Below are 19,407 nucleotides of genomic sequence, written 5' to 3' on the forward strand. Positions count from 1 at the left end.
GGTCAGGCTTTCTGGGTGGTGGTTGGGGTGGAATGGGTAAAGCGGAGGCTGCGAAGCCGGCGTGCCATCAAACAGGCGGCGCCGCGCCAAAAGTCAGTTACGGTTTCGCGCCGCAAACGGCTGGCCTCTCGGCGGGCTTGGTCATGGAGTTGAGCAATTGCAGTGCTGTCAGGGGCGGCTGGGTACATGGTGGACTCCGATAGGTTCAGGTCTTGTTGCGATGGTTTGAACTTTATGGTGAACACCGACCGTCGGAAACCGCGCTAAAGCCATATTAGTTTTGCACTAATTGCAAAACCAAAGCTCACGCCGGCACAATCGCGCCATGCAACTCCAACTCGATGACGTCGCGCTGTTCACCCGTATTGCCAAGCTGGGCACCCTGTCGGCCGCAGCCCGCGAGCGCAATGTGCCGGTGAGCCAGGTCACCCGTGCGCTGACCCGGCTGGAGGCGGCCTGCGGTGTCCGCCTGCTGCACCGCACTACCCACGGCCTGAGCCTGACCGACGAAGGCGACACCCTGCTCTCGTATGGTCAGCGCCTGCTGGACACCACCGCCGAGCTGGACAGCGAGCTCAGCGGCAAGCTCAGCGGGCCCGGCGGCTGGGTGCGTGTCAGCGTGAGCCCTTTGCTGGCCGAATGTGTCATTGCACCGAGCCTGCAGGGCTTGTATGACCGTCACCCGGCCTTGCACCTCGACATCAATGCCGACGACCGCGTTGCTGACATGGCCCGCGACGGCATTGACATAGCCATTCGCACCGGCAGCCCGAACAGCGACACCCTGGTGGCGCGAAAAATCGGAGAACACGGTCGCAGCCTCTATGCTGCCCCCGCTTATCTGGCGCGCTGTGGCACACCGCAGCACCCGGACGACCTTGCCCGCCATCACCTGATCGCCAATAGCGCCAGCCCCAGCCTGAACCGCTGGAGTCGCGCTGGAGGCAGCACCACCGAGGCACTGACGGTGCCCGGCCACACCCGTACCGACAACACCGCAGTAGTGCTCAGCCTGGTGCGTCATGGGGTAGGTATCGCCCGCCTGAATGACCTGATGGCAGCACCCTTGGTGCGCTCTGGCGAACTAGTGCCCTTGCTGCAAACGCATTTCGACGGTGGCCGGGTTCCCATCTTCGCAGTGATGCTGCAGGAGCGGCACCGCTTGCCGAAAATCCGCGCCTGTATCGATTACTGGGCGGAGTGGATTGCCGGCATGCCCTAAGGCACTTTTGGCACCGGGATAGGGAGGCCAAGCCCCGCTCCTGTGCACCTATCTCCCTGCCATGGTGCACAGAGCTTGTATACCAGTGGCACGGAATCTGCTGTACCGGATGCACTATGGCCAACGCATCCGACATCAGCACCCGCATCATTGAAGCCATCATGGCCCAGAAGCTGGCCCCGGGCGCACGCCTGGGCGAGCAGCAATTGGCCATGGTGTTTGACTGCAGCCGCACCATCGTGCGCGAGGCGCTGACCCGCCTGGCGGCGCGCGGCATCGTCACGGTCAGCAGCCGGCGCGGCTGGTATGTGATTGAGCCCTCGCTGAGCGAAGCGCGCGAGGCATTTGAGGCCCGCCGCGTGATCGAGATGGGCCTGATCCGTTGCACCACCGAGGTGAGCAAGGCGGCCATCAAAACCCTCAAAGCGCACATCAAAACCGAGCAGGCCGCCGTCAAGGGCACCGATGTGGGACTGCGCAGCTACCTGCTGGGCGACTTCCATGTGTGCCTGGCCGAATGCCTGGGTAACAGCCTGCTGGCCGACACCCTGCGCGACTTCACCGCACGTACCACCTTGATCGCCATGCTTTACCAGTCATCCCACGATGCTGCCCATTCATGCGCTGAGCACGGCCGCATTGTGGAAGCGCTGGAGCAGTCCGACTGGGTGCTGGCCGAACAACTCATGCAACAACACATCGGCCACGTGCAGGACGCCCTGCGCCTGCAGCCCGCTGCTGAGGACCCGCTGGCCGAGCTGCGCAGTGCCCTCAGCCCCGTGAGCGAAAGCAGCAAGGCCAAACCGGTGCGTTTGGCACAGGGCTTGCATACAAGCCTTGCAGACAAATCCTCTTCATGCCCCTCAACCTACCTTGGAGCCCTGCTATGACCTTCCCCTTGAACAAACGCACTTTCGCCCTGGCGCTGGCCACCGGCGCCTTGCTGTCCGCCTCCGGTGTGCAAGCGCAAACCGCGCTGGACGACATCCTGAAAGCCAAGGTACTCAAGGTCGCAGTGCAGACCGACTCTGCGCCTTACGGCTTTGTGGGCACCGACCTCAAGCCGATCGGTCTGGATATTGACATGGCCAACCTCATCGGCAAAAAGCTGGGCGTGCCGGTGGAGCTGGTGGTGGTGGTGAGCGCCAGCCGCATTCCCGCACTGCAAACCAAAAAGGCCGACCTGGTGATTGCCACTTTGGGCAAGAACCCTGACCGCGAAAAAGTGATCGACTTCTCGTCCGCCTACTCCCCCTTCTTCCAGGCGGTGTTCGGCCCCAAGAACGTCAGCATCAAGAGCTTTGCGGATCTGGCGGGCAAGTCCGTAGGCGTGACCCGTGGCGCCATGGAAGACCAGGAGCTGGGCAAAGTGGCCCCAACAGGTATTGATACCAAGCGCTTTGAAGACAACAACGCCACCATCGCCGCCTTCACCGCCGGCCAGGTGCAGTTCGTGGCACTGGGTGCATCGGTGGCTGGCAACATGATGACCAAGAACCCCCAGCTGTCTGCCGAGTACAAGCTGCTACTCAAAGACAGCCCCAACTTCATCGGCATTGCCAAGGGTGAAGACAAGCTCAAGGCCAAGGTGAACGAAATCATTGCTGACGCCAAGAAGAGCGGCGAGCTCGAAGCGATGGCCAAGAAGTGGCTGGGCCGCGGTCTGGGTGAGTTGCCCCTGTAAGGCCTGACGCAACTGAAGAGAGCATTCCATGCGCATTGAACTCGACTTCGGGGCCGTGTTGGCTGAGTGGCCACTGCTGCTCACCGGTGTGGGCTGGACCCTGGCACTCACGGCGGTGGCCGTGGTAGCGGGTACCGCCCTGGGCGTAGGCTGCGCATGGGTGCGTGCACGCGGCTTCGGCGCGGACCACGCCCCGCGCTGGCTGCAAGCGGTGGTGGGCGGGTATGTGGAGCTGATCCGCAACACGCCCTTCATCGTGCAACTGTTTTTTATCTTCTTCGGGCTGCCAGCAGCGGGCTTCAAGCTGTCTGCGGAAACGGCGTCTTTCATTGCCATGGTGATCAACCTCGGGGCCTATGCCACCGAGATCATCCGTGCCGGGCTGGAAGCCACGCCCAAGGGGCAGATCGAAGCGGCAGTGCGCCTGGCGCTCAATCGCCTGCAAACCTTTACCTACGTGGTGCTGCCACCGGCCCTGAAGAAGATCTGGCCCAGCCTGGTCAGCCAGGTGGTGATCGTGATGCTGGGCTCCTCGGTCTGCGGGCAGATTTCCACCAAGGAATTGAGCTACGCGGCCGACCTGATCCAGAGCAACAACTTCCGCTCGTTCGAGGCCTTCATGGTGGTGGGCGCGGTGTACCTGCTGCTGTCCTTTGTGGTGCGCCATGTGCTCAACTGGCTGGGCGCCACCTTTGTGTTCGGGAGGCGCTGAGCCATGGTGGACTTTTCCCTCTGGGACATTTTTCGCAACCTGCTGCTGGCCCTGCGCTGGACGGTAGGGCTCTCGCTGATCGCCTTCATCGGTGGCGGCGTGGTCGGGCTGCTCTTGCTCATGCTGCGCTTGAGCAAGTTGCCGGGTGCCACCGTATTCGTGAGCTGCTATGTGCAGCTCTTCCAGGGCGTGCCGCTGCTGGTGCAGCTGTTTCTGGCGTACTACGGCTTGGGCCTCTTCGGCATCAACACCTCGCCTTGGGTAGCGGCAGGCATGGGGCTCACGCTGTATGCCAGCGCCTTCCTGACCGAGATCTGGCGCGGGAGTGTGGAGTCCATTCCGCGCGGCCAGTGGGAGGCTTCGCAGAGCCTGGCGCTGAACTTTGCCGAGCAGCTGCGCTACATCATCCTGCCCCAAGCCTTCAAGATTTCCGTGGCGCCCACCGTGGGTTTTCTGGTGCAGGTCATCAAGGGCACGGCGCTTGCCTCGGTGATCGGCTTCATGGAGCTGACCAAGGTGGGCAAGACGATTGCCAATGCCACTTTCAGCCCGTTTCTGGTGTTCAGCTGCGTTGCGCTGATGTATTTCGTGCTGTGCTACCCGGTGAGCCTGTACGCCAAATCTTTGGAGAGAAAGTTACATGCCCATCGTTGATATCCGCGCCCTGCGCAAATCCTATGGCAGCAACGAGGTGCTCAAAGGCATCGACTTGCAAGTGGAGCCCGGCGAGGTGATTGCCATCATCGGCAAAAGCGGCTCGGGCAAGAGCACGATGCTGCGTTGCATCAACGGCCTGGAAGAATTCCAGAGCGGCGAGCTCACGGTAGACGGCAAACCCCTGCTTCACAAAAACGCAGCCGCCATGCGCGCCCTGCGCCAACACGTGGGCATGATCTTCCAGGGCTTCAACCTGTTCCCGCACCTGACCGTGGGCAAAAACATCATGCTGGCGCCCAGCCTGGTAAAAGCCAAAGACACGGCCAGTGGCGAGGCCCATGCCCGCGCCCTGCTGGAGCGCGTGGGCTTGGCTGAAAAGTTCGATGCCTTTGCCGACCAGCTCTCCGGCGGGCAGCAGCAGCGCGTGGCGATTGCCCGCGCGCTGGCTATGGAACCGGCCGTGCTGCTGTGCGACGAAATCACCAGCGCCCTGGACCCCGAACTGGTGGGCGAGGTGCTGCGTGTGGTGGAAACCCTGGCGCAGGAAGGCATGACCCTGCTGATGGTGACGCATGAGATGAACTTCGCGCGCCGCGTCTCGAACCGCGTGATCTTCATGCACCAGGGGCGTGTGCATGAAATGGGGCCACCGGCAGAGCTGTTCGGCAATCCGCAAACGCCGGAGCTGCAGCAATTTCTGAAGTCGCTGCACGATTGAGTGCACACCGCCTGCGCCGTTGAATAATCGGGGCATGAGCGAACCTGTCACCCTGATTCCCCTGGATACCCAGACCGGCGAACCCCTGTACCCACCCCGCCCGCGTAAACCGGCGGGGCCCACCGCCCAATTCATGTTCTCCCACCCGGCGCATGTGATTGCTCTGGGCTTGGGCTCCGGCCTGTCGCGCATTGCGCCCGGCACCTCAGGCACCTTGTGGGCTTGGGTGGCGTTTATTGCGCTGTCGCAGTGGCTGGGCGAATTCGGCTGGGGCGTGTTGATTGCCTTGAGCATTCCGGTGGGCTGGTGGGCCAGCACCGTCACCGCACGCAACATGGGCGTGCTGGACCCGGGCAATATCGTGATCGACGAGATCGTGGCTTTTTGGCTAGTGCTCTGGTTGGTCACCCCCACCTCGCTGGTGGGGCAGGCGCTGGCCTTCGGCCTGTTTCGCTACTTTGACGCGGCCAAACCCGGCCCAGTAGGCTGGGCAGACCGGCTTTTCCACGGGCTGCAGGCCGACACCGACCGCCATGCGTGGACCAAGGCGGGCTGGGGCATCATGCTCGACGACCTGGTGGCCGCAGGCTGCACGCTGATGGTGATTGCCATCTGGAGGTTTGCGTGAGCGCAACACCCAATCACCCGCTATCAAATCAGGAGCTGCTCGCGCATATTTCATGTGCGCCACTGGCTGATTTGATGCTCAAACGCCAATGGATGCTGACCACCGCCGAGAGCTGCACCGGCGGCATGATTGCAGCTGCCTGCACCGACCTTGCAGGCTCCAGCGCTTGGTTTGAACGCGGCTTTGTGACCTATTCCAACGAAGCCAAGTCCGACATGCTGGGCGTGCCAGCTGAACTGATCGCCACCCATGGCGCGGTCAGCGAGCCGGTGGCACGGGCCATGGCCAGCGGCGCCTTGCAAAACTCCGGGGCCCAAGTGGCCCTGTCTGTCACCGGCATAGCCGGCCCCAGCGGAGGAAGCCCGGACAAGCCGGTGGGCACGGTCTGGTTCGGCTGGGCCACGCCCAATGGTGTGTGGAGCGACATGCAGCGCTTTGATGGCGACCGCGCCGCAGTCCGCGCTGCGACCGTGCACCACAGCATTACGCGGCTGATGGAGCTGCTCAGCCCTCCAATTTGAGATGCCGCTTTAGCGCCTGGGTTTAGGTGCGGTGCGTTCAGGCCCTTGCGCCATGGCATTCAAGCGGCAACCGGGCCAGTTGAGTTTTTCGGCATATACCGCGGTGCGCTTCAAAGCGCGCAGGCCGCGGTTGAAGGCTTGCAAGCGCGCCGCGCTGTCGGGCAGTTTGTCGCTGAACATCACATGGGTCGTGAAGTTCGGTGCAAAGAGTCGGGGGTGGGCACGCAGGTCCTGCACTTCGCTGTCCATGAAATGGTGCTGCATCAGGTAGCAGGCCACGTTGCGCTCCATCGGCACCACATCCAGTCGCCCGCCAATCAACAGGCGCAAGTTGGCGATGTCGTCGGGCGCGACCACGGTTTTCAGGGTGCCCGCTTTGTGCATGGCCCAGAACTCCGGGGTATAGGTGTACGACTGCACGACACCCATGCGCAAATCCTTCAAGTCGGAGAGCACCTTCCAGTCGAACGGGGCGTCCTTGAAGGCTGCCTGGCGATACACCAGCACCCACTGTTCGGTCAGCACGTTGTCACTGATCAGAAAACCTTTGTCCCGCTCGGGGTTGCGACCCCAATAGGCCGTGGCGTCCCACAAACCGGCGCGTGACTCCTCCAGCGTGCGGGTCCAGGGTTTGAAGGTGTACTCCACCTCCAAGCCTTCCAAGGCGAAGGCACGCCGGACGATGTCCAGAGCGATACCTTGGTCTGGACGCTCCTGGGTGGCATAGGGAGGCAGCTCACCCGTTGCCAGTCGCAGCACCTGGGCGGTAGCAGACACACACGCCAATGCCAATGCCAGCAGCGCGGCACCCATCAGGGTGCGGAAAGCTTGCAGTTGAAATCCGGAGCGGCCCATCGACGTCATGCCTGTGTGTATTTTCAGATCATCATAGTGCGGCCTGTGGCTATTGCACGCGGGACAAGCCCTGCTTTACAAATCACGTAGCCTTGGTCACGGTTTTGCCCGCTTTCGGAGATTCCCATGCCATGGTTTGACGGTTTTGAGCAACGCGATTTCGAGGTCAACGGAGTGCGCATCCACGCCCGGGTGCCTGTGAAACTGCCGGGAAACAGGCCCGCGCTGCTGCTTTTGCACGGCTTCCCGCAAACCCATGTGCTGTGGCAACGGGTGGCCCAGCAGCTGGCGCAAGATTTCTATCTGGTGATGCCGGATTTGCGTGGATACGGCGATTCGGGCAAACCTGCCGGTCTGCCGGACCACAGCAACTACAGCAAACGCACGCTGGCCGCCGACATGGTAGCCGTGATGGATGCATTGGGCATTGAACGATTCGGGGTCTGCGGGCATGACCGGGGCGGGCGCGTCGCCCACAGGCTGGCGGTTGACCACCCGGAACGGGTGCAAGGCCTGTGCGTGATCGACATCGCTCCCACATTGGACATGTATGCCGCCACCGATTTTGCTTATGCAAGTGCTTACTACCACTGGTTCCACCTGATTCAGCCCACACCTTTGCCCGAGACCATGATTCTGGGCGCACCCCTGCCCTACCTGCACACCAAGCTGGGCGGCTGGGGAGGCACGGGTACCACCTTCATTGAGCCGCAGGCCATGGCGGAATACGAGCGGTGCTTTCTGTTGCCGGGCACGGTGCACAGCATGTGCGAGGACTACCGGGCCAGCGCCAGCATTGACCTCGAACACGACCGTACCAGCAGGGAGCTTCCCGACGGGGCGGGACGCATTGCCTGCAACACCCTGGTGCTTTGGGGCGAGCGCGGTGTGGTGAACCGCCTTTTTGACCCGATGGCGCTGTGGCAGGCTCAGTGCGCGGCCAAGGTCAGTGGAGCAGCATTGCCCGCAGGCCACTTCATCCCCGAGGAGCTTCCGGATGAGACAGTACGCCATTTGAAGGAGTTCTTTCATGGCTGAGGGCAGCGGACTCACCAGCTTGCCAAGCGGCGGGGTCGCTATCGTGATGGGCGCCAGTGGCGGCATCGGTGCCGCGCTGGTTCGGAGCTTGGAGGCTTCCGGCCGCTTCGACGCGGTACAGGGCATGGGGCGGAACTCAAGGCCTGCGTTGGACCTGCTGGATGAGGGCAGCATCCTGGCCTCGGCACAGGCGATTCAAGATTCCGGCATACCCGTGCGGCTGGTGCTGGATGCCACTGGTTTTCTGCACAACGACATTTGGGCTCCGGAGAAGAGTTGGCAGCAACTGGACCCCGCCCACATGGCACACAGTTTCGCCATCAATGCGATAGGCCCTGCGTTGCTCATGAAACACTTTTTGCCACTGCTGGCGCGGGACGGCAAAAGCGTATTCGCCACCCTGTCCGCCAAGGTAGGGAGCATTGGCGACAACCGGTTGGGCGGGTGGTACAGCTACCGCGCCAGCAAGGCCGCACTCAATCAGCTGGTACACACCGCCGCCATCGAACTCAAGCGGCGCAACCCGCAGGCGATTTGCATTGCACTGCACCCCGGGACCGTAGACACCGGGCTCTCATCGCCATTCGCCAAATCGGGGCTGGAGGTACGCACTCCTGATGAGGCCGCCATGCGCATGCTGGGTGTTCTGGAGGGATTAGCCGCGGGGGACAGCGGCGGATTTTTTAACCATGACGGCACACCTCTGCCTTGGTGACAGACGGTGTGCTGACATATCCGCACCTCGAAGCGCATAAAATTTTCGGGCATGCACACACGAACACGTGGGCGGCATATCCATCAAGGGAAGATATGAAAAAAATTGCGGTTGCAGCAGCTATCGGCCTCTCGGCGTTGACACCACCAACCTTTGCACAGGCCCTGAACTTCGGCGGTTTCAGCCTCACAGGGGCATTGAACGTGAATAGCAACAGTGGTGAAGCCGGCAACAAAGTGGATGCGACACGCGGCAACTTGGGCGTGACCGCACAGTACGACGCCCCGCTGGGGAGTGCCCTGGTCATGGGATTGGGTGCCAGTCTGGGACTGAACAGCTTTGATATTGCAAGTAATGCGAAGTTAAAAGGCACTGCCAGCGTCTTTGTCGCGCCGGGTATCGCTATCAATAAACAGGCAATGGTCTACGGCAAAGTGGCCGTCGTCTCGGCCCAGGTAGACATCGACGGTGTGGGCGCCCCCATCTCCGGCACCGGAACCGGTTTGGGCCTGCGCTACCTCGTTAACAAGAACCTGTTCGTTCAGGGCGAGTACCTGCTCCACAAGTACAACGACCAGACCATCGGTTCCATCGCATTCAAGAACCAGACATCCGTTTTCACCATGGGCGTGGGCTACAAGTTCTAAGCACGCAGCGCAAACGAAAAAAGCCCGCTCGATGCGGGCTTTCTCTTTGGGGAAACGCCATCAGGCGCCGTGGCACTTTTTGTACTTCTTGCCGCTGCCGCAGTGACAAGGGTCATTGCGACCGGGCTCCGCTTCTTTGCGAACGGTCTCAACGCGCGGGCCGAAATTGCGCCACAGCTCGCGCAAGTCATACACCGCCCAAACGGCATCCGAGAAATCGTTGATACGGCGCTGGCTCACACTGGCCGGGCCGTTGTCATCAAACACGGCAATGGTGGGCTCATCGGTGTCGTCTTCGGTGAGCGCAACGATGGACTGCAGCGAAGCATCCAGCCATTTCTCAGCCTCCTTGTCGCGGGGCGCGGCCCATTCTTCGGGCCAGGATTCGACGGCAAACATGAAGCCCAGCGCCCAGACCTGACCGAAAGAGGGCAGGTCTTCGCCGGCCATGGCCGCGCGGTCCTCTTCCGACAAGCCGGCGACTGCGCCGCGCACATCCATCACCTCAGGGTGGTAGGCGTTCTCATCATCCAGTCCTTGAATTTCGACGGCCAGTCCGCGCACGATGTCGCTCCAACGGCGGGTCCAGAGCTCCAGGAAGCGCGCGGCCTGCGCTGCATCGGCAAAGCCTCCAGCATCGCCGGCGGCTGGGACTTCCATATCCAGCAGAACAGGAAAGTATTCTTCGGCAGCAATCGGTCGGCGGCACACCACCAGCGCGGCCATGAAACCTTCGCAGAACTCCCACTGTGGAATTTCTTCATGGCGGGTGCGCAAGTCGTCCAGGATGCTGTCAATTTCATCAAATTCCTGGGGGGTCAAAGTCGCATCGGCGTGCGCGGGAGCGTCTGTGGACGCATCGGTGGTGATATTGGTAGTCATAAGCTGTGCAAAGAGAGTGCAGGCTGGTATTGTCTCTCCGAAGGAGACTCCGCGATGCTTAACACTTTGAATGCTGTCTTTCCCATCCGCTACACCGTGATGGGTTTGAGCGTTTTTGCCCTGCTGCTCAGTGTGTTCAGCCTGCTGGTTTTCGGTGCGGGCTTCGGCACCTTCCTGCTGGCGGCTATCCTGGTCGGGGTCGGGGTGTATGACCTTCGCCAGACCAAGCGCTCCATCCTGCGCAACTACCCCATCATCGGGCACCTGCGTTTCATGCTGGAGTTTGTCCGCCCAGAAATCCGGCAGTACTTCATCGAGAGCGACAACGAAGCAACGCCCTTCTCCCGCTCCCAGCGCTCACTCGTCTACCAGCGGGCCAAGGGCGAACCGGACAAACGCCCTTTCGGCACCCAACTCGATGTGCATGCCGAAGGCTATGAATGGGTCAACCACTCCGTAGCTCCGACCAAGATTGCCTCTCACGATTTCCGTATCACTATCGGTGAAGGTACTGCGCAGCCTTATTCGGCCAGCGTGTTCAACATCTCCGCCATGAGCTTCGGCGCCTTGAGCGCCAACGCGATCCTGGCGTTAAACAAGGGCGCCAAACGCGGTAACTTTGCGCACGACACGGGCGAGGGCTCCATCTCAGCCCACCACCGGGTTCACGGGGGTGACCTCATCTGGGAGGTGGCCTCCGGCTACTTCGGCTGCCGCAATGAGGATGGCACCTTCAATGCTGACAAGTTCGCCGCCAACGCTCGCGATCCGCAGGTCAAAATGATTGAGCTCAAGCTCAGCCAGGGCGCCAAGCCCGGGCACGGCGGCATGCTGCCAGGCCCCAAGGTAACGCCTGAAATTGCCGAAGCGCGTGGCGTGCCGGTAGGGGTGGACTGCATTTCACCAGCCTCGCACAGCGCGTTTTCCACGCCCATCGAGATGATGCGATTCATTGCCCACCTGCGTGAGCTCTCAGGTGGCAAGCCCACTGGCATGAAGCTGTGCATAGGCCATCCGTGGGAGTGGTTTGCCATGGTCAAGGCCATGTTGGAAACTGGCATCACACCCGACTTCATCGTCGTGGATGGGGCTGAAGGTGGCACCGGTGCTGCCCCCCTGGAGTTCACCGACCACGTAGGCGCGCCGGTACAGGAAGGCCTGCTGCTGGTGCACAACACCCTGCGGGGCGCGGGCCTGCGCGAACGCATCAAGATTGGCGTGGCCGGCAAAGTGGTGAGCGCGTTTGATGTGGCACGCCTGATGGCCCTGGGTGCAGATTGGTGCAACAGCGCCCGGGGATTCATGTTTGCGCTGGGGTGCATCCAGGCCCAGCATTGCCACACCGGCCATTGCCCGACCGGCGTCACGACCCAGGACCCGCTGCGTCAGCAAAGTCTGGTGGTACCCGACAAGGCGGACCGGGTCTACAACTTTCATCAACAAACCCTGTTTGCTCTAAAGGAAATGGTGCAGGCCGTGGGAGTGCACCACCCGAATGAGATTACTGCCCACCACATCGTGCGTCGCTCCGGTGGCAATAAAGTACGCTCACTTGCGCAATTGATCCTGACCCAGTTACCCAACGGGGCCTTGCTGGACGGCCAGACGGCCGGGTTGCCTCTGATCTATCGCCAGACTTGGCCCCGTGCAAGCGCCGACAGTTTTGCACTGAAAGCGAATTGAGGCGCGCTGCGCCAAACCTAAGAAACGTTACCCGCCTGCATGAACACGCCATTTCGCCCACGCCGACTTCCCAAGCATTCAGGAGCTGTCGCGTGGTGCTGGTTATGGGCGTTGGCGCTGTTCTGGGCGCCTTCACTCCATGCTGAAGGCACGCGGGTTCTGCTGATTGCCTCCTACCACCAGGGGATGGCGTGGAGTGATGCGCAGATCGAAGGGGTACGGCAGGAGCTGGCACCATTGCAGCCCACCATAGACCTGCAGGTGGAATATCTCGATACCAAACGCACAGCCCCCAGTGAGCGTTATTACCAGCAGTTCGAAAGCCTGCTGCTCGCCAAGATGGGAGCGCTGCCGCCTGCCCTCATCCTGGCTGCCGATGACGATGGCTTGGATATGGCCTTGCGCCTCAGAGACAAGCACTTTCCCCGCCTCGCAGTGCTGTTTTCGGGGGTGGCCATCAGCCGGCGTGCTGCGTTGGCGCAGATGAACAATGTCGGTGGCGTGTTTGATGACCTCGATGTTGCAGACAGCTTGGCGTTGGTGCTCAAGCTCCGCCCCCAAACCCGCCGCCTTGTCGTGATACACGACCAGAGCCGCACCAGCCTGGCCCAGGTGGAGACCCTGCGCGAAGTGATCCGGCCACTTGCCGGCTTGCAAGTGGAGTTTTTGACCGGTCTGAATGCAGAAGCCATCCAAGCAAAGCTCGGCCTGTTGACGGCGAACGATTTGGTATTTGCACTGCCGTTCAACAAAGACGCCAGAGGCACGCACTTCTCTCACGAGGAGGCTGCGGATTTGTGGGCCCATGCGTCGAACGCGCCGGTAGCCGTGACCCGGGATGTGGCCATGCGTCCGGGCATTCTCGGCGGCTATCTTGTTTCGGGCCTCGAACAAGGTCAAGCCACAGGTCGCCTGGCACAGCAACTGATGACCGGCAGTATCACCGTGCCCTTGCCCATGTCGTCTGTTCCCGGCAAGGCCACTTTCGACTTCCAACAAATGGAGCGCTGGGGCATTCCCCTGGATCTGCTGCCGGCCAATGCGGTCCTGCTCAACCGGCCCGCTGACCCATGGGATGACCTGCGCCCTCACCGTGCATGGCTGCTGGCACTATTCAGCAGTTTGCTGGTCATCATCGGTTTGTTGATCTACGGAATGTACAGCCGCAGAGCGGCCATACGGGCCATTCGTGCCAGCGAAAAGAAGTACCGCGAACTGTTCGACCACAGCCCCGACGCCATGATCGTGCGGGATGTCGCCAGTGGCCGGGTGGTGGATATCAACCCACGCTTCGAAGCCTTGTTCGGCTACACGCCCGCAGAAGCCCGTCTTCTGCAGCCCCATGAATTGACGGCCATCGGGGGGGAGTTCACCGAAGAGGCGGTTCAGGAGCGCTTTGCCCGCGTTTTGCAGACCGGGCAGCAAGTCTTTGAGTGGCACCAACGACGCAAAGATGGCAGCCAGTTCTGGTCCGAGATTTCGATGGTGCGCATGGAAATGGGGAACCGCGTTCGCACAGTGTCTACCGTCCGGGACATCAGCGATCGCAAGCTGGCAGAGCAACGGGCCCGTGAGCTCGAACATCGCATCCGGCAGATCTATGAGAACCTGCCCATCGCTGTGTTTGCGATTGATGCAGAACACCGGGTCACGTTCTGGAATCCGCAAATGACCCGCTTGACGGGCGTGCCTGCCAGTGAGGTGGTGGGCACCACCAACAGCTGGCGCGGCATTTACAAAACCGCACGCCCCACACTGGTCAACCTGCTGGTGGACGGCGCTGATGCAGAAACACTGGCGCGCCATTACCCGACCAAGCTACGCCAGAGCACAGACCTGCCAGGTGCTTTGGAAGGAGAGGACTATTTCAGCAACCACGACGGTACCAAAGGCATGTGGGGCCGGTATTGTGCGGCCCCCCTCAGGGATGCCGACGGCAAAATCAGCGGAGCCATTGAGACCCTGATTGATGTCACCCAGCTCAAGCGCATCCAGACCAATCTGCAGGACTTGAACCGCGAACTCGAAGCCCGGGTGGAGGCCCGCAATCAGGAACTGCAACGTGCCATGGGTCAATTGGTGCAAAGCGAGAAATTGGCCGCACTGGGCAGTCTCGTCGCGGGGGTGGCCCACGAGCTCAATACCCCGATCGGTAACGTGATGGCGGTCGCCTCCACACTCACCGAGGAAGCGGCGTCTTTCGGGCAGAAGCTGCTTTCGGGCACGGCACGGCGTTCGGATGTCGAGAAGGGCGCGCAGCGCATTGAAGAGGCCAGCCAGTTGATTGAACGGAATGCAAGCCGGGCTGCCAAATTGATCAATGACTTCAAAGAAGTGGCCGTCGACCAGACCAGCAGCAGGCGCCGCAGGTTCCAGCTGCTGGCCGTGGTAGGGGAAGTACTGCACACCGCCAAGCCGATGTTCAAGACCCCGGATCATGAGGTTCAGCTGGAGATCGCCGGGGATCTGGAGCTCGACAGCTACCCGGGCCCCTTGGAGCAGGTGCTGACCAACCTGCTGAGCAACTCCGTCCATCACGGATTCGACGGCATGGACAGCGGGCGTATCTCCATCGAGGCGCGTCTGGAGGGAGTCATGGTGATGCTGCATTACGCCGACAACGGACGTGGGATTCCTGCGTCCAGCCTGCCCCATATCTTCGAGCCTTTCTACACCACCAAACTAGGGCGCGGTGGCAGTGGCTTGGGGATGTACATCGTCTACAACCTCGTCAGCAATGTGCTGGGCGGCCACATAGGCATTGAAAGTGAAGAGGGAAGTGGAACCCATATCCGGATTGCCTTGCCGCAGGTGGCACCCGGCTAGGCTAGATCTGCGTTCTCAAGGTCACACTGAACTGTCGGAAGTTGTTGTCATAGAGCCGGGTCGTGGAACGGCTGACCGAATCGTTCATTTCAACCCGCAGCGATACCTTGGAGGTCAACGGCCATTGGGCTGAGAGGTCGGTCATATGGGTAGCGTCCATCCGGACGGGATCATCCTCAAAGGCGCTTTCGTCAAAAACGGCCCGCCGGTAGCTGCGGCCGAAAGACCAATCACCGCCCCACATGGACCAATGCACAGTCGCGCTGAGCAGCGCACTGCGATTCGAGAGATCTGCATAGCCCCAGCGGTTCTCCTCCCGGCCCACGATGGCCGAAAAGTCCAAACCTGAAATGGCTTTGCAAGGATCGGTGTACTGGCGCAGAAGCAACAGGGAGCGAGACGTGGCATCCATGTCCCGCAGATCTGCGCCATGGCGGTATTCGGAGATTTCTGCCACCACACCCCACATGGACTCGGCGTCCGCACGGGTCCAGTTCAGGATCAGGCCGGTACTGTCACGAAAATGCGCGCCGCCTACATCAAAGGTCTGGAGATTTACACCTACGCCGCCACTGCCACCCCACAAGGGATGCATCAATGAGGGCTGCACAGAGACAGTCTGGTAATCGAGATCGGGTTTTGCTGGTGACTTTTTGAGGGTGGCATCACCGGCGAGAGATACGGTAAAGCCTTTGTCCCATGCCCATTCGGCGGAGGCCTGCACGCTGGTCCGCACATGTTCACCGCTCAGGTGCTTGAGGTCGTCGAGGTACACGATGGTGCTTTCCGGGGTGAGCTGGAAGACCGGAGCACTCTGCGCCTCGTGCCCTATGCCCGTGTCAATTTGCAGCTGGCTCGACACCAACGACTGCGCGCACGCCGGGGCCCCATGGCCCGCGACGAGCGCGCACAGAGGAAACAGCGCCAGAGCGCCGCTCCACCTGCAAAGCATCAAACGCCCTTGTAGCAAACGCGCTGGTATTTGACGGTGCCATCAGCCTGCTGCACCGCGGCGGTATAGCACTTGATGCCCTTGCCAACACTTTGGGCACCTTCGCGGGCAGCAGCCACATTGGGGAGCAAAGACAGGCTGCCGAAGGCTGCGGCAACCAGTACGGAACGAAGCATGAAAGATGTACGCATGATGATTTCCTTTCCAGGAGAGGGTTGTGCCGCCGACCCCCATGGTCAGCAGCGCTTCTGGAGATAGCGCGAAACATGCCAGTTTTTGCGGGAAAATTTCCCATGAAAATCAAGCACTTAGGAAATCACGGTTGGGAGACCCCCGAAAACCGGGTGATATCCCCCACCGATTGGGGGCATATGACGCGGTCGTCATGGCCATGAGCCACCGCTACGTCCGATATCAAATGCTATAAATTAAATAGCTGCCCGTGCAGACGCACCGAGCGCCAGAAGGCGTTTTGCCATGGAAAGTACCGCATGGTCCTTGCTCAGCACCAGGCACCGGTGGGCCACGGCCAGGTCGATAAAGCGCTGGTCGTCCGGATCTTTGCAGGTGACAGGTGCTTTGGGGGCGGGGTCCACGGTAAGCACCCAAGCATCACGCGCCGCCAGCACATCCTGCGGGTCCAGGCCGTAAAACGCAAGACGCTTGGCAATCTGGGGGTAGGCCAGCACCCGATCCAACTCTTCACGCATGGCGTCCGTCGACAGCCATCGCAACTGACCCGTCTCCAAGGCTTCGCACAGCGGCAAGGTCAGGGGGTCTTTGAACACCAACAAATCGAGCACGATGTTGGTGTCCAGCACGATGCCGGGCACCAGCTCAGTCATGCGCCTCGGGAGCAGAAGGTTTGGCCAGTCGGCCCTTCACCATGTCGAACTTGAAAAGACGGCACTCCAGCGGACCGTTCCACATGGGCACACGGCGGGACTCTTTGAGGCGCATTTTGCTGGGCAGCTTGAGGTCGGGGGTGAGCATCCAGGCGGTCCATCCGCTGTAGTTCTTTTTCCAGTGGCTGGCCAGCTGGTTGAAGAAGTCCACGCCATCGTCCGCCTCTGCCAGCTCGCGGGCGCCGAAACGGGCACCTTCGCCCTCACCCGCTACGCCGCCGATGCCGATACGCTCGCCGTACGGCGGGTTGATGACCATCACGCCACCACCGGTCTCGGTCACATCAATCGGGGGCATACGCTGCAAAGCATCGCCGCCGCGGAACTCGATCACATCGGCCACACCCGCGCGCTGCGCATTGCGCTCGGCAAAGTCGACCATCCGGAAGGACACATCGCTGCCGTAAATCAAGGCTTTCTGGCCTGGCTCCGGCTTCACGACGGCGTCAGCAGCTTCTTTTTTCATGGCAGCCCATTCCTCGGAGCGGAAGGGCTTGTACTTCTCAAACGCAAACCGGCGCAGCGAACCGGCTGCGATGTTGCAGGCAATCTGCGCCGCCTCAATGACAACGGTGCCGCTGCCGCAGCAAGGGTCGTACAAGGGCAGCAGATCGTCGTCTCCCGAGGCCCAGCCGCTGGCAGCGATCATGGCGGCCGCCAGGGTTTCTTTGAGTGGCGCATCGCCCTTGTCCTCACGCCAGCCCCGCTTGAACAACGGTTCGCCGGAAGTGTCGATGTAGAGCGAGCAGGCATCGGTGGTCAGGTGGGCGTAAATGCGCACATCGGGCCATTGGGTATTCACGTCCGGCCGCACACCGCCCGCCACTTCGCGGAAGCGGTCGCACACGGCGTCCTTCACTTTGAGGGCCGCAAAGTTGAGCGAGGTGAGCGGGCTGTGCTGGGCAGTGACTTCCACCTTGATACTTTCGCGCGGAGTGAACCAGCGCTCCCACGCCACTTGCATGGCGGCGCGGTACAGGTCCTGCTCGCTGCGGTATTCGGTGTACGACACCAGCACCAACACCCGCTGGGCCAACCGGCTGTACAGGTTGAGCAGCATCGCATGCTCAAACCCGGTGCGCACGGCTACGCCCCCGCGCTGCTTGGTGATGCAGCCGGGTGGTAAGCCGGTGATCTGCAAAATCTCCGGCGCCAGATATTCCTCCACGCCGGCGGCGCAGGGGAGAAAAAGTGTCAATTGGTTCAATTCAAATCCTTAGTTGGCCACCGCATTCACTATGAGTCGGGCTTGGGGCAATGCCGCTGACTTCCACGCGGCAATACCGCCCCGATACCAGGCCACTTGGGCATACCCCGCCTTGCGGGCTCTGAAAGCAGCATTCAAGCCGCGCCAATCGTCCCGATTGGAACCGATGAAGACGATCGGACGTTGCGGATCGGGTGCCAGGAGTTTGAGCAAACTCACGATACGCTGCTCCAAAGCAGCGTCTTTGGCTGTGTCTGCATATGCAACACCGGCAAACAAGAGTGCAGACGAACCCGGAATCACATCGTCCAAACCACTCACGTCGATCAATACGGGAGCTTGAGTGGATTTCATGGCGTTGACCAAGTCTTGGGTACCGATTACCTGAATTCCCTCTGCTTTGGACGGCGTGGCGTCGGAATATCGTTCTGTTCGCAATCCAGTCGCGGAAGAGAATCCTCCACCGAATTGTTCGTTACCGTAGAACTTCTCCGCGGGAACGGCAAGCATGGCTAATGCACTCTCGTGGCTGGCACGGGCTGCGGCAACTGTGGGTTGTATGTCGAATCCATTGACGCCGACTACCGTACACAAACGTACAGGCCGATCCTTAATGTGATTGCAAGCAAACAAAGCCGCCAGTGCCGCCTGATTGGGTGAATCCTTGTCAGCGGTCGTCCCCACACCGGGAGCATCAACCGCTGTAACGATCGCGCTGTGCTCTTTGAGGTTCGCATAGTTTTGCACCAGCGTCTTGCAGCCATCGGACACACAAGATTTTGCGGCAATCGCCGTGAGAAATGCCGTCCTGTCTGCAATGGGCGTGTCCAAGGTCGCCCCCAGAATTTTGGGTGAAGATTGCATGCTCGCCGGGAGCGTAACTTTGGTGAGGGCGGTACCGGTGATCAGTCCGATACTGAGTGCATCCGCTTCGGGAAACTCTGTGCATTCGTTGCGGGGTGTCTGCTGCGAGCGGCAATGGTAAGTGACGCGCTTGGGAGTGCGCGCCATATCGAAAACTCGCAGTAACGAACCAGCATCATCCATTTCAAAAAAGGCCTTATTCATGAGCGCCGCGTTGAAACGCTCCCCCATGGTCATTTTGAAGAAGGCATAAATCTGAGGCGCATGTTCGCTGGTCACGGCACGCGTCGTTTTGCTGGATGGCCCATGAATACCGACATAGGTGACATTCGCGCGGAATGCGTCGGAGAACGTACGCTCCCGGCCACCCATGAACATGATGGAACAGGCTGACACGCAGTAACCCGCAGTCACCGTTTTCACACCGGAATCCGCAATGATCCGCCCCACACGCATCCCGGTCCATAAATCGCCTCCGGGCGAATTCACGAACACGATCTGCTCAAGACCAGACACCTCCAACGCATTCTTGAATTTACCAAAATCGTCTTCCACTGGGCCTGTGGCAAAGAGCGTGCTTCCCTCCCGCTCCAGGGTCATGGCCTGTGAACCTATGAATGCACCCGACATCAGGCTGACGCAGCAGATCCACCTGACCCAGTTGCGAAAACCGTGGCCCATACTCAACTCC

21 protein-coding genes are annotated in these 19,407 nt (G+C 60.9%); 13 read left to right on the top strand and 8 right to left on the bottom strand.

The window, feature by feature from the left end:
- Window positions 1–2: 2 nt before the first annotated feature.
- A complete protein-coding gene (locus tag AEP_RS10455; RefSeq protein ID WP_157673125.1) occupies window positions 3–188 on the bottom strand; it encodes a hypothetical protein in 186 nt (61 codons plus the stop codon).
- Between the two features lie 137 nt (window positions 189–325).
- Here AEP_RS10455 and AEP_RS10460 point away from each other — a divergent pair, with 137 nt between their 5' ends.
- The 8 genes from AEP_RS10460 to AEP_RS10495 all read left to right on the top strand — a co-directional run bounded on the left by AEP_RS10460 (window position 326) and on the right by AEP_RS10495 (window position 6,142).
- Complete coding sequence (locus tag AEP_RS10460) at window positions 326–1,222, top strand: LysR family transcriptional regulator (RefSeq protein ID WP_087495322.1); 897 nt, start codon at window positions 326–328, stop codon at window positions 1,220–1,222.
- 116 nt (window positions 1,223–1,338) lie between these two features.
- On the top strand, window positions 1,339–2,112 hold the full coding sequence (locus AEP_RS10465) for a GntR family transcriptional regulator (RefSeq protein WP_087495323.1): 774 nt from the start codon (window positions 1,339–1,341) through the stop codon (window positions 2,110–2,112).
- Complete coding sequence (locus tag AEP_RS10470; protein WP_087495324.1) at window positions 2,109–2,906, top strand: transporter substrate-binding domain-containing protein; 798 nt, start codon at window positions 2,109–2,111, stop codon at window positions 2,904–2,906. The genes AEP_RS10465 and AEP_RS10470 overlap by 4 nt, the downstream gene beginning before the upstream one ends.
- Before the next feature lie 28 nt (window positions 2,907–2,934).
- The gene (locus AEP_RS10475; protein WP_087495325.1) at window positions 2,935–3,618 is read left to right on the top strand and encodes an amino acid ABC transporter permease; all 684 of its coding nucleotides are present in this window, start codon (window positions 2,935–2,937) and stop codon (window positions 3,616–3,618) included.
- A gap of 3 nt (window positions 3,619–3,621) precedes the next feature.
- Window positions 3,622–4,272, top strand: a complete 651-nt coding sequence (locus tag AEP_RS10480; protein WP_087495326.1) for an amino acid ABC transporter permease — start codon at window positions 3,622–3,624, stop codon at window positions 4,270–4,272.
- Window positions 4,259–4,993, top strand: a complete 735-nt coding sequence (locus AEP_RS10485) for an amino acid ABC transporter ATP-binding protein (protein WP_087495327.1) — start codon at window positions 4,259–4,261, stop codon at window positions 4,991–4,993. Before AEP_RS10480 ends, AEP_RS10485 begins: the two co-directional genes overlap by 14 nt.
- Before the next feature lie 34 nt (window positions 4,994–5,027).
- Window positions 5,028–5,621 carry a phosphatidylglycerophosphatase A family protein gene (locus AEP_RS10490; RefSeq protein WP_087495328.1) on the top strand — a complete coding sequence of 198 codons (594 nt, stop codon included), beginning with the start codon at window positions 5,028–5,030 and terminating at the stop codon, window positions 5,619–5,621.
- A gap of 74 nt (window positions 5,622–5,695) precedes the next feature.
- Window positions 5,696–6,142 carry a CinA family protein gene (locus AEP_RS10495; RefSeq protein WP_087495329.1) on the top strand — a complete coding sequence of 149 codons (447 nt, stop codon included), beginning with the start codon at window positions 5,696–5,698 and terminating at the stop codon, window positions 6,140–6,142.
- A gap of 9 nt (window positions 6,143–6,151) precedes the next feature.
- Here AEP_RS10495 and AEP_RS10500 read toward each other — a convergent pair whose 3' ends face one another.
- A complete protein-coding gene (locus tag AEP_RS10500) occupies window positions 6,152–7,006 on the bottom strand; it encodes a substrate-binding periplasmic protein (RefSeq protein WP_087495330.1) in 855 nt (284 codons plus the stop codon).
- 117 nt (window positions 7,007–7,123) lie between these two features.
- Between AEP_RS10500 and AEP_RS10505 the strand changes: the two genes are divergently transcribed.
- From AEP_RS10505 to AEP_RS10515, 3 genes are all read left to right on the top strand, one after another.
- Window positions 7,124–8,035 (top strand): alpha/beta fold hydrolase, encoded by a 912-nt coding sequence (locus tag AEP_RS10505; RefSeq protein ID WP_087495331.1) that lies wholly within the window; start codon window positions 7,124–7,126, stop codon window positions 8,033–8,035.
- Window positions 8,028–8,750, top strand: coding sequence for an SDR family NAD(P)-dependent oxidoreductase (locus tag AEP_RS10510; RefSeq protein ID WP_087495332.1), 723 nt, complete (start codon window positions 8,028–8,030; stop codon window positions 8,748–8,750). Before AEP_RS10505 ends, AEP_RS10510 begins: the two co-directional genes overlap by 8 nt.
- Window positions 8,751–8,845: 95 nt before the next feature.
- Entirely contained in the window at window positions 8,846–9,397 is a 552-nt protein-coding gene (locus AEP_RS10515) for an outer membrane protein (protein WP_087495333.1), read from the top strand.
- A gap of 60 nt (window positions 9,398–9,457) precedes the next feature.
- Here AEP_RS10515 and AEP_RS10520 read toward each other — a convergent pair whose 3' ends face one another.
- Window positions 9,458–10,279, bottom strand: a complete 822-nt coding sequence (locus tag AEP_RS10520; protein WP_087495334.1) for a YecA/YgfB family protein — start codon at window positions 10,277–10,279, stop codon at window positions 9,458–9,460.
- Between the two features lie 54 nt (window positions 10,280–10,333).
- Here AEP_RS10520 and AEP_RS10525 point away from each other — a divergent pair, with 54 nt between their 5' ends.
- Window positions 10,334–11,962 (top strand): FMN-binding glutamate synthase family protein, encoded by a 1,629-nt coding sequence (locus AEP_RS10525; protein ID WP_087495335.1) that lies wholly within the window; start codon window positions 10,334–10,336, stop codon window positions 11,960–11,962.
- 39 nt (window positions 11,963–12,001) lie between these two features.
- Window positions 12,002–14,788 carry a sensor histidine kinase gene (locus AEP_RS10530; RefSeq protein WP_087495336.1) on the top strand — a complete coding sequence of 929 codons (2,787 nt, stop codon included), beginning with the start codon at window positions 12,002–12,004 and terminating at the stop codon, window positions 14,786–14,788.
- Window position 14,789: 1 nt separating this feature from the next.
- On the opposite strand, the gene AEP_RS10535 is transcribed toward AEP_RS10530, so the two are convergent.
- From AEP_RS10535 to AEP_RS10555, 5 genes are all read right to left on the bottom strand, one after another.
- Complete coding sequence (locus AEP_RS10535; RefSeq protein ID WP_087495337.1) at window positions 14,790–15,650, bottom strand: hypothetical protein; 861 nt, start codon at window positions 15,648–15,650, stop codon at window positions 14,790–14,792.
- 89 nt (window positions 15,651–15,739) lie between these two features.
- Window positions 15,740–15,931, bottom strand: a complete 192-nt coding sequence (locus tag AEP_RS10540; RefSeq protein WP_087495338.1) for a hypothetical protein — start codon at window positions 15,929–15,931, stop codon at window positions 15,740–15,742.
- A 237-nt stretch (window positions 15,932–16,168) separates the two neighbouring features.
- The gene (locus AEP_RS10545; RefSeq protein WP_087495339.1) at window positions 16,169–16,585 is read right to left on the bottom strand and encodes a putative toxin-antitoxin system toxin component, PIN family; all 417 of its coding nucleotides are present in this window, start codon (window positions 16,583–16,585) and stop codon (window positions 16,169–16,171) included.
- Window positions 16,578–17,852 carry a THUMP domain-containing class I SAM-dependent RNA methyltransferase gene (locus tag AEP_RS10550; RefSeq protein WP_087495340.1) on the bottom strand — a complete coding sequence of 425 codons (1,275 nt, stop codon included), beginning with the start codon at window positions 17,850–17,852 and terminating at the stop codon, window positions 16,578–16,580. Before AEP_RS10550 ends, AEP_RS10545 begins: the two co-directional genes overlap by 8 nt.
- A gap of 9 nt (window positions 17,853–17,861) precedes the next feature.
- Window positions 17,862–19,397 (bottom strand): rhodanese-like domain-containing protein, encoded by a 1,536-nt coding sequence (locus tag AEP_RS10555; protein WP_157673126.1) that lies wholly within the window; start codon window positions 19,395–19,397, stop codon window positions 17,862–17,864.
- Between the last annotated feature and the right edge of the window lie 10 nt (window positions 19,398–19,407).

The organism is Curvibacter sp. AEP1-3, assembly GCF_002163715.1.
In the GTDB taxonomy this organism is placed as follows: Bacteria; Pseudomonadota; Gammaproteobacteria; order Burkholderiales; family Burkholderiaceae_C; genus Allorhodoferax.

Coding starts and splice junctions, on each gene's coding strand:
- AEP_RS10505 (WP_087495331.1), top strand. CDS start 7,124: ATGCCATGGTTTGACGGTTTTGAGCAACGCGATTTCGAGGTCAACGGA.
- AEP_RS10465 (WP_087495323.1), top strand. CDS start 1,339: ATGGCCAACGCATCCGACATCAGCACCCGCATCATTGAAGCCATCATG.
- AEP_RS10555 (WP_157673126.1), bottom strand. CDS start 19,397: ATGGGCCACGGTTTTCGCAACTGGGTCAGGTGGATCTGCTGCGTCAGC.
- AEP_RS10515 (WP_087495333.1), top strand. CDS start 8,846: ATGAAAAAAATTGCGGTTGCAGCAGCTATCGGCCTCTCGGCGTTGACA.
- AEP_RS10460 (WP_087495322.1), top strand. CDS start 326: ATGCAACTCCAACTCGATGACGTCGCGCTGTTCACCCGTATTGCCAAG.
- AEP_RS10455 (WP_157673125.1), bottom strand. CDS start 188: ATGTACCCAGCCGCCCCTGACAGCACTGCAATTGCTCAACTCCATGAC.
- AEP_RS10500 (WP_087495330.1), bottom strand. CDS start 7,006: ATGACGTCGATGGGCCGCTCCGGATTTCAACTGCAAGCTTTCCGCACC.
- AEP_RS10530 (WP_087495336.1), top strand. CDS start 12,002: ATGAACACGCCATTTCGCCCACGCCGACTTCCCAAGCATTCAGGAGCT.
- AEP_RS10485 (WP_087495327.1), top strand. CDS start 4,259: ATGCCCATCGTTGATATCCGCGCCCTGCGCAAATCCTATGGCAGCAAC.
- AEP_RS10495 (WP_087495329.1), top strand. CDS start 5,696: ATGCTCAAACGCCAATGGATGCTGACCACCGCCGAGAGCTGCACCGGC.
- AEP_RS10470 (WP_087495324.1), top strand. CDS start 2,109: ATGACCTTCCCCTTGAACAAACGCACTTTCGCCCTGGCGCTGGCCACC.
- AEP_RS10490 (WP_087495328.1), top strand. CDS start 5,028: ATGAGCGAACCTGTCACCCTGATTCCCCTGGATACCCAGACCGGCGAA.
- AEP_RS10510 (WP_087495332.1), top strand. CDS start 8,028: ATGGCTGAGGGCAGCGGACTCACCAGCTTGCCAAGCGGCGGGGTCGCT.
- AEP_RS10525 (WP_087495335.1), top strand. CDS start 10,334: ATGCTTAACACTTTGAATGCTGTCTTTCCCATCCGCTACACCGTGATG.
- AEP_RS10480 (WP_087495326.1), top strand. CDS start 3,622: ATGGTGGACTTTTCCCTCTGGGACATTTTTCGCAACCTGCTGCTGGCC.
- AEP_RS10520 (WP_087495334.1), bottom strand. CDS start 10,279: ATGACTACCAATATCACCACCGATGCGTCCACAGACGCTCCCGCGCAC.
- AEP_RS10475 (WP_087495325.1), top strand. CDS start 2,935: ATGCGCATTGAACTCGACTTCGGGGCCGTGTTGGCTGAGTGGCCACTG.
- AEP_RS10540 (WP_087495338.1), bottom strand. CDS start 15,931: ATGCGTACATCTTTCATGCTTCGTTCCGTACTGGTTGCCGCAGCCTTC.
- AEP_RS10545 (WP_087495339.1), bottom strand. CDS start 16,585: ATGACTGAGCTGGTGCCCGGCATCGTGCTGGACACCAACATCGTGCTC.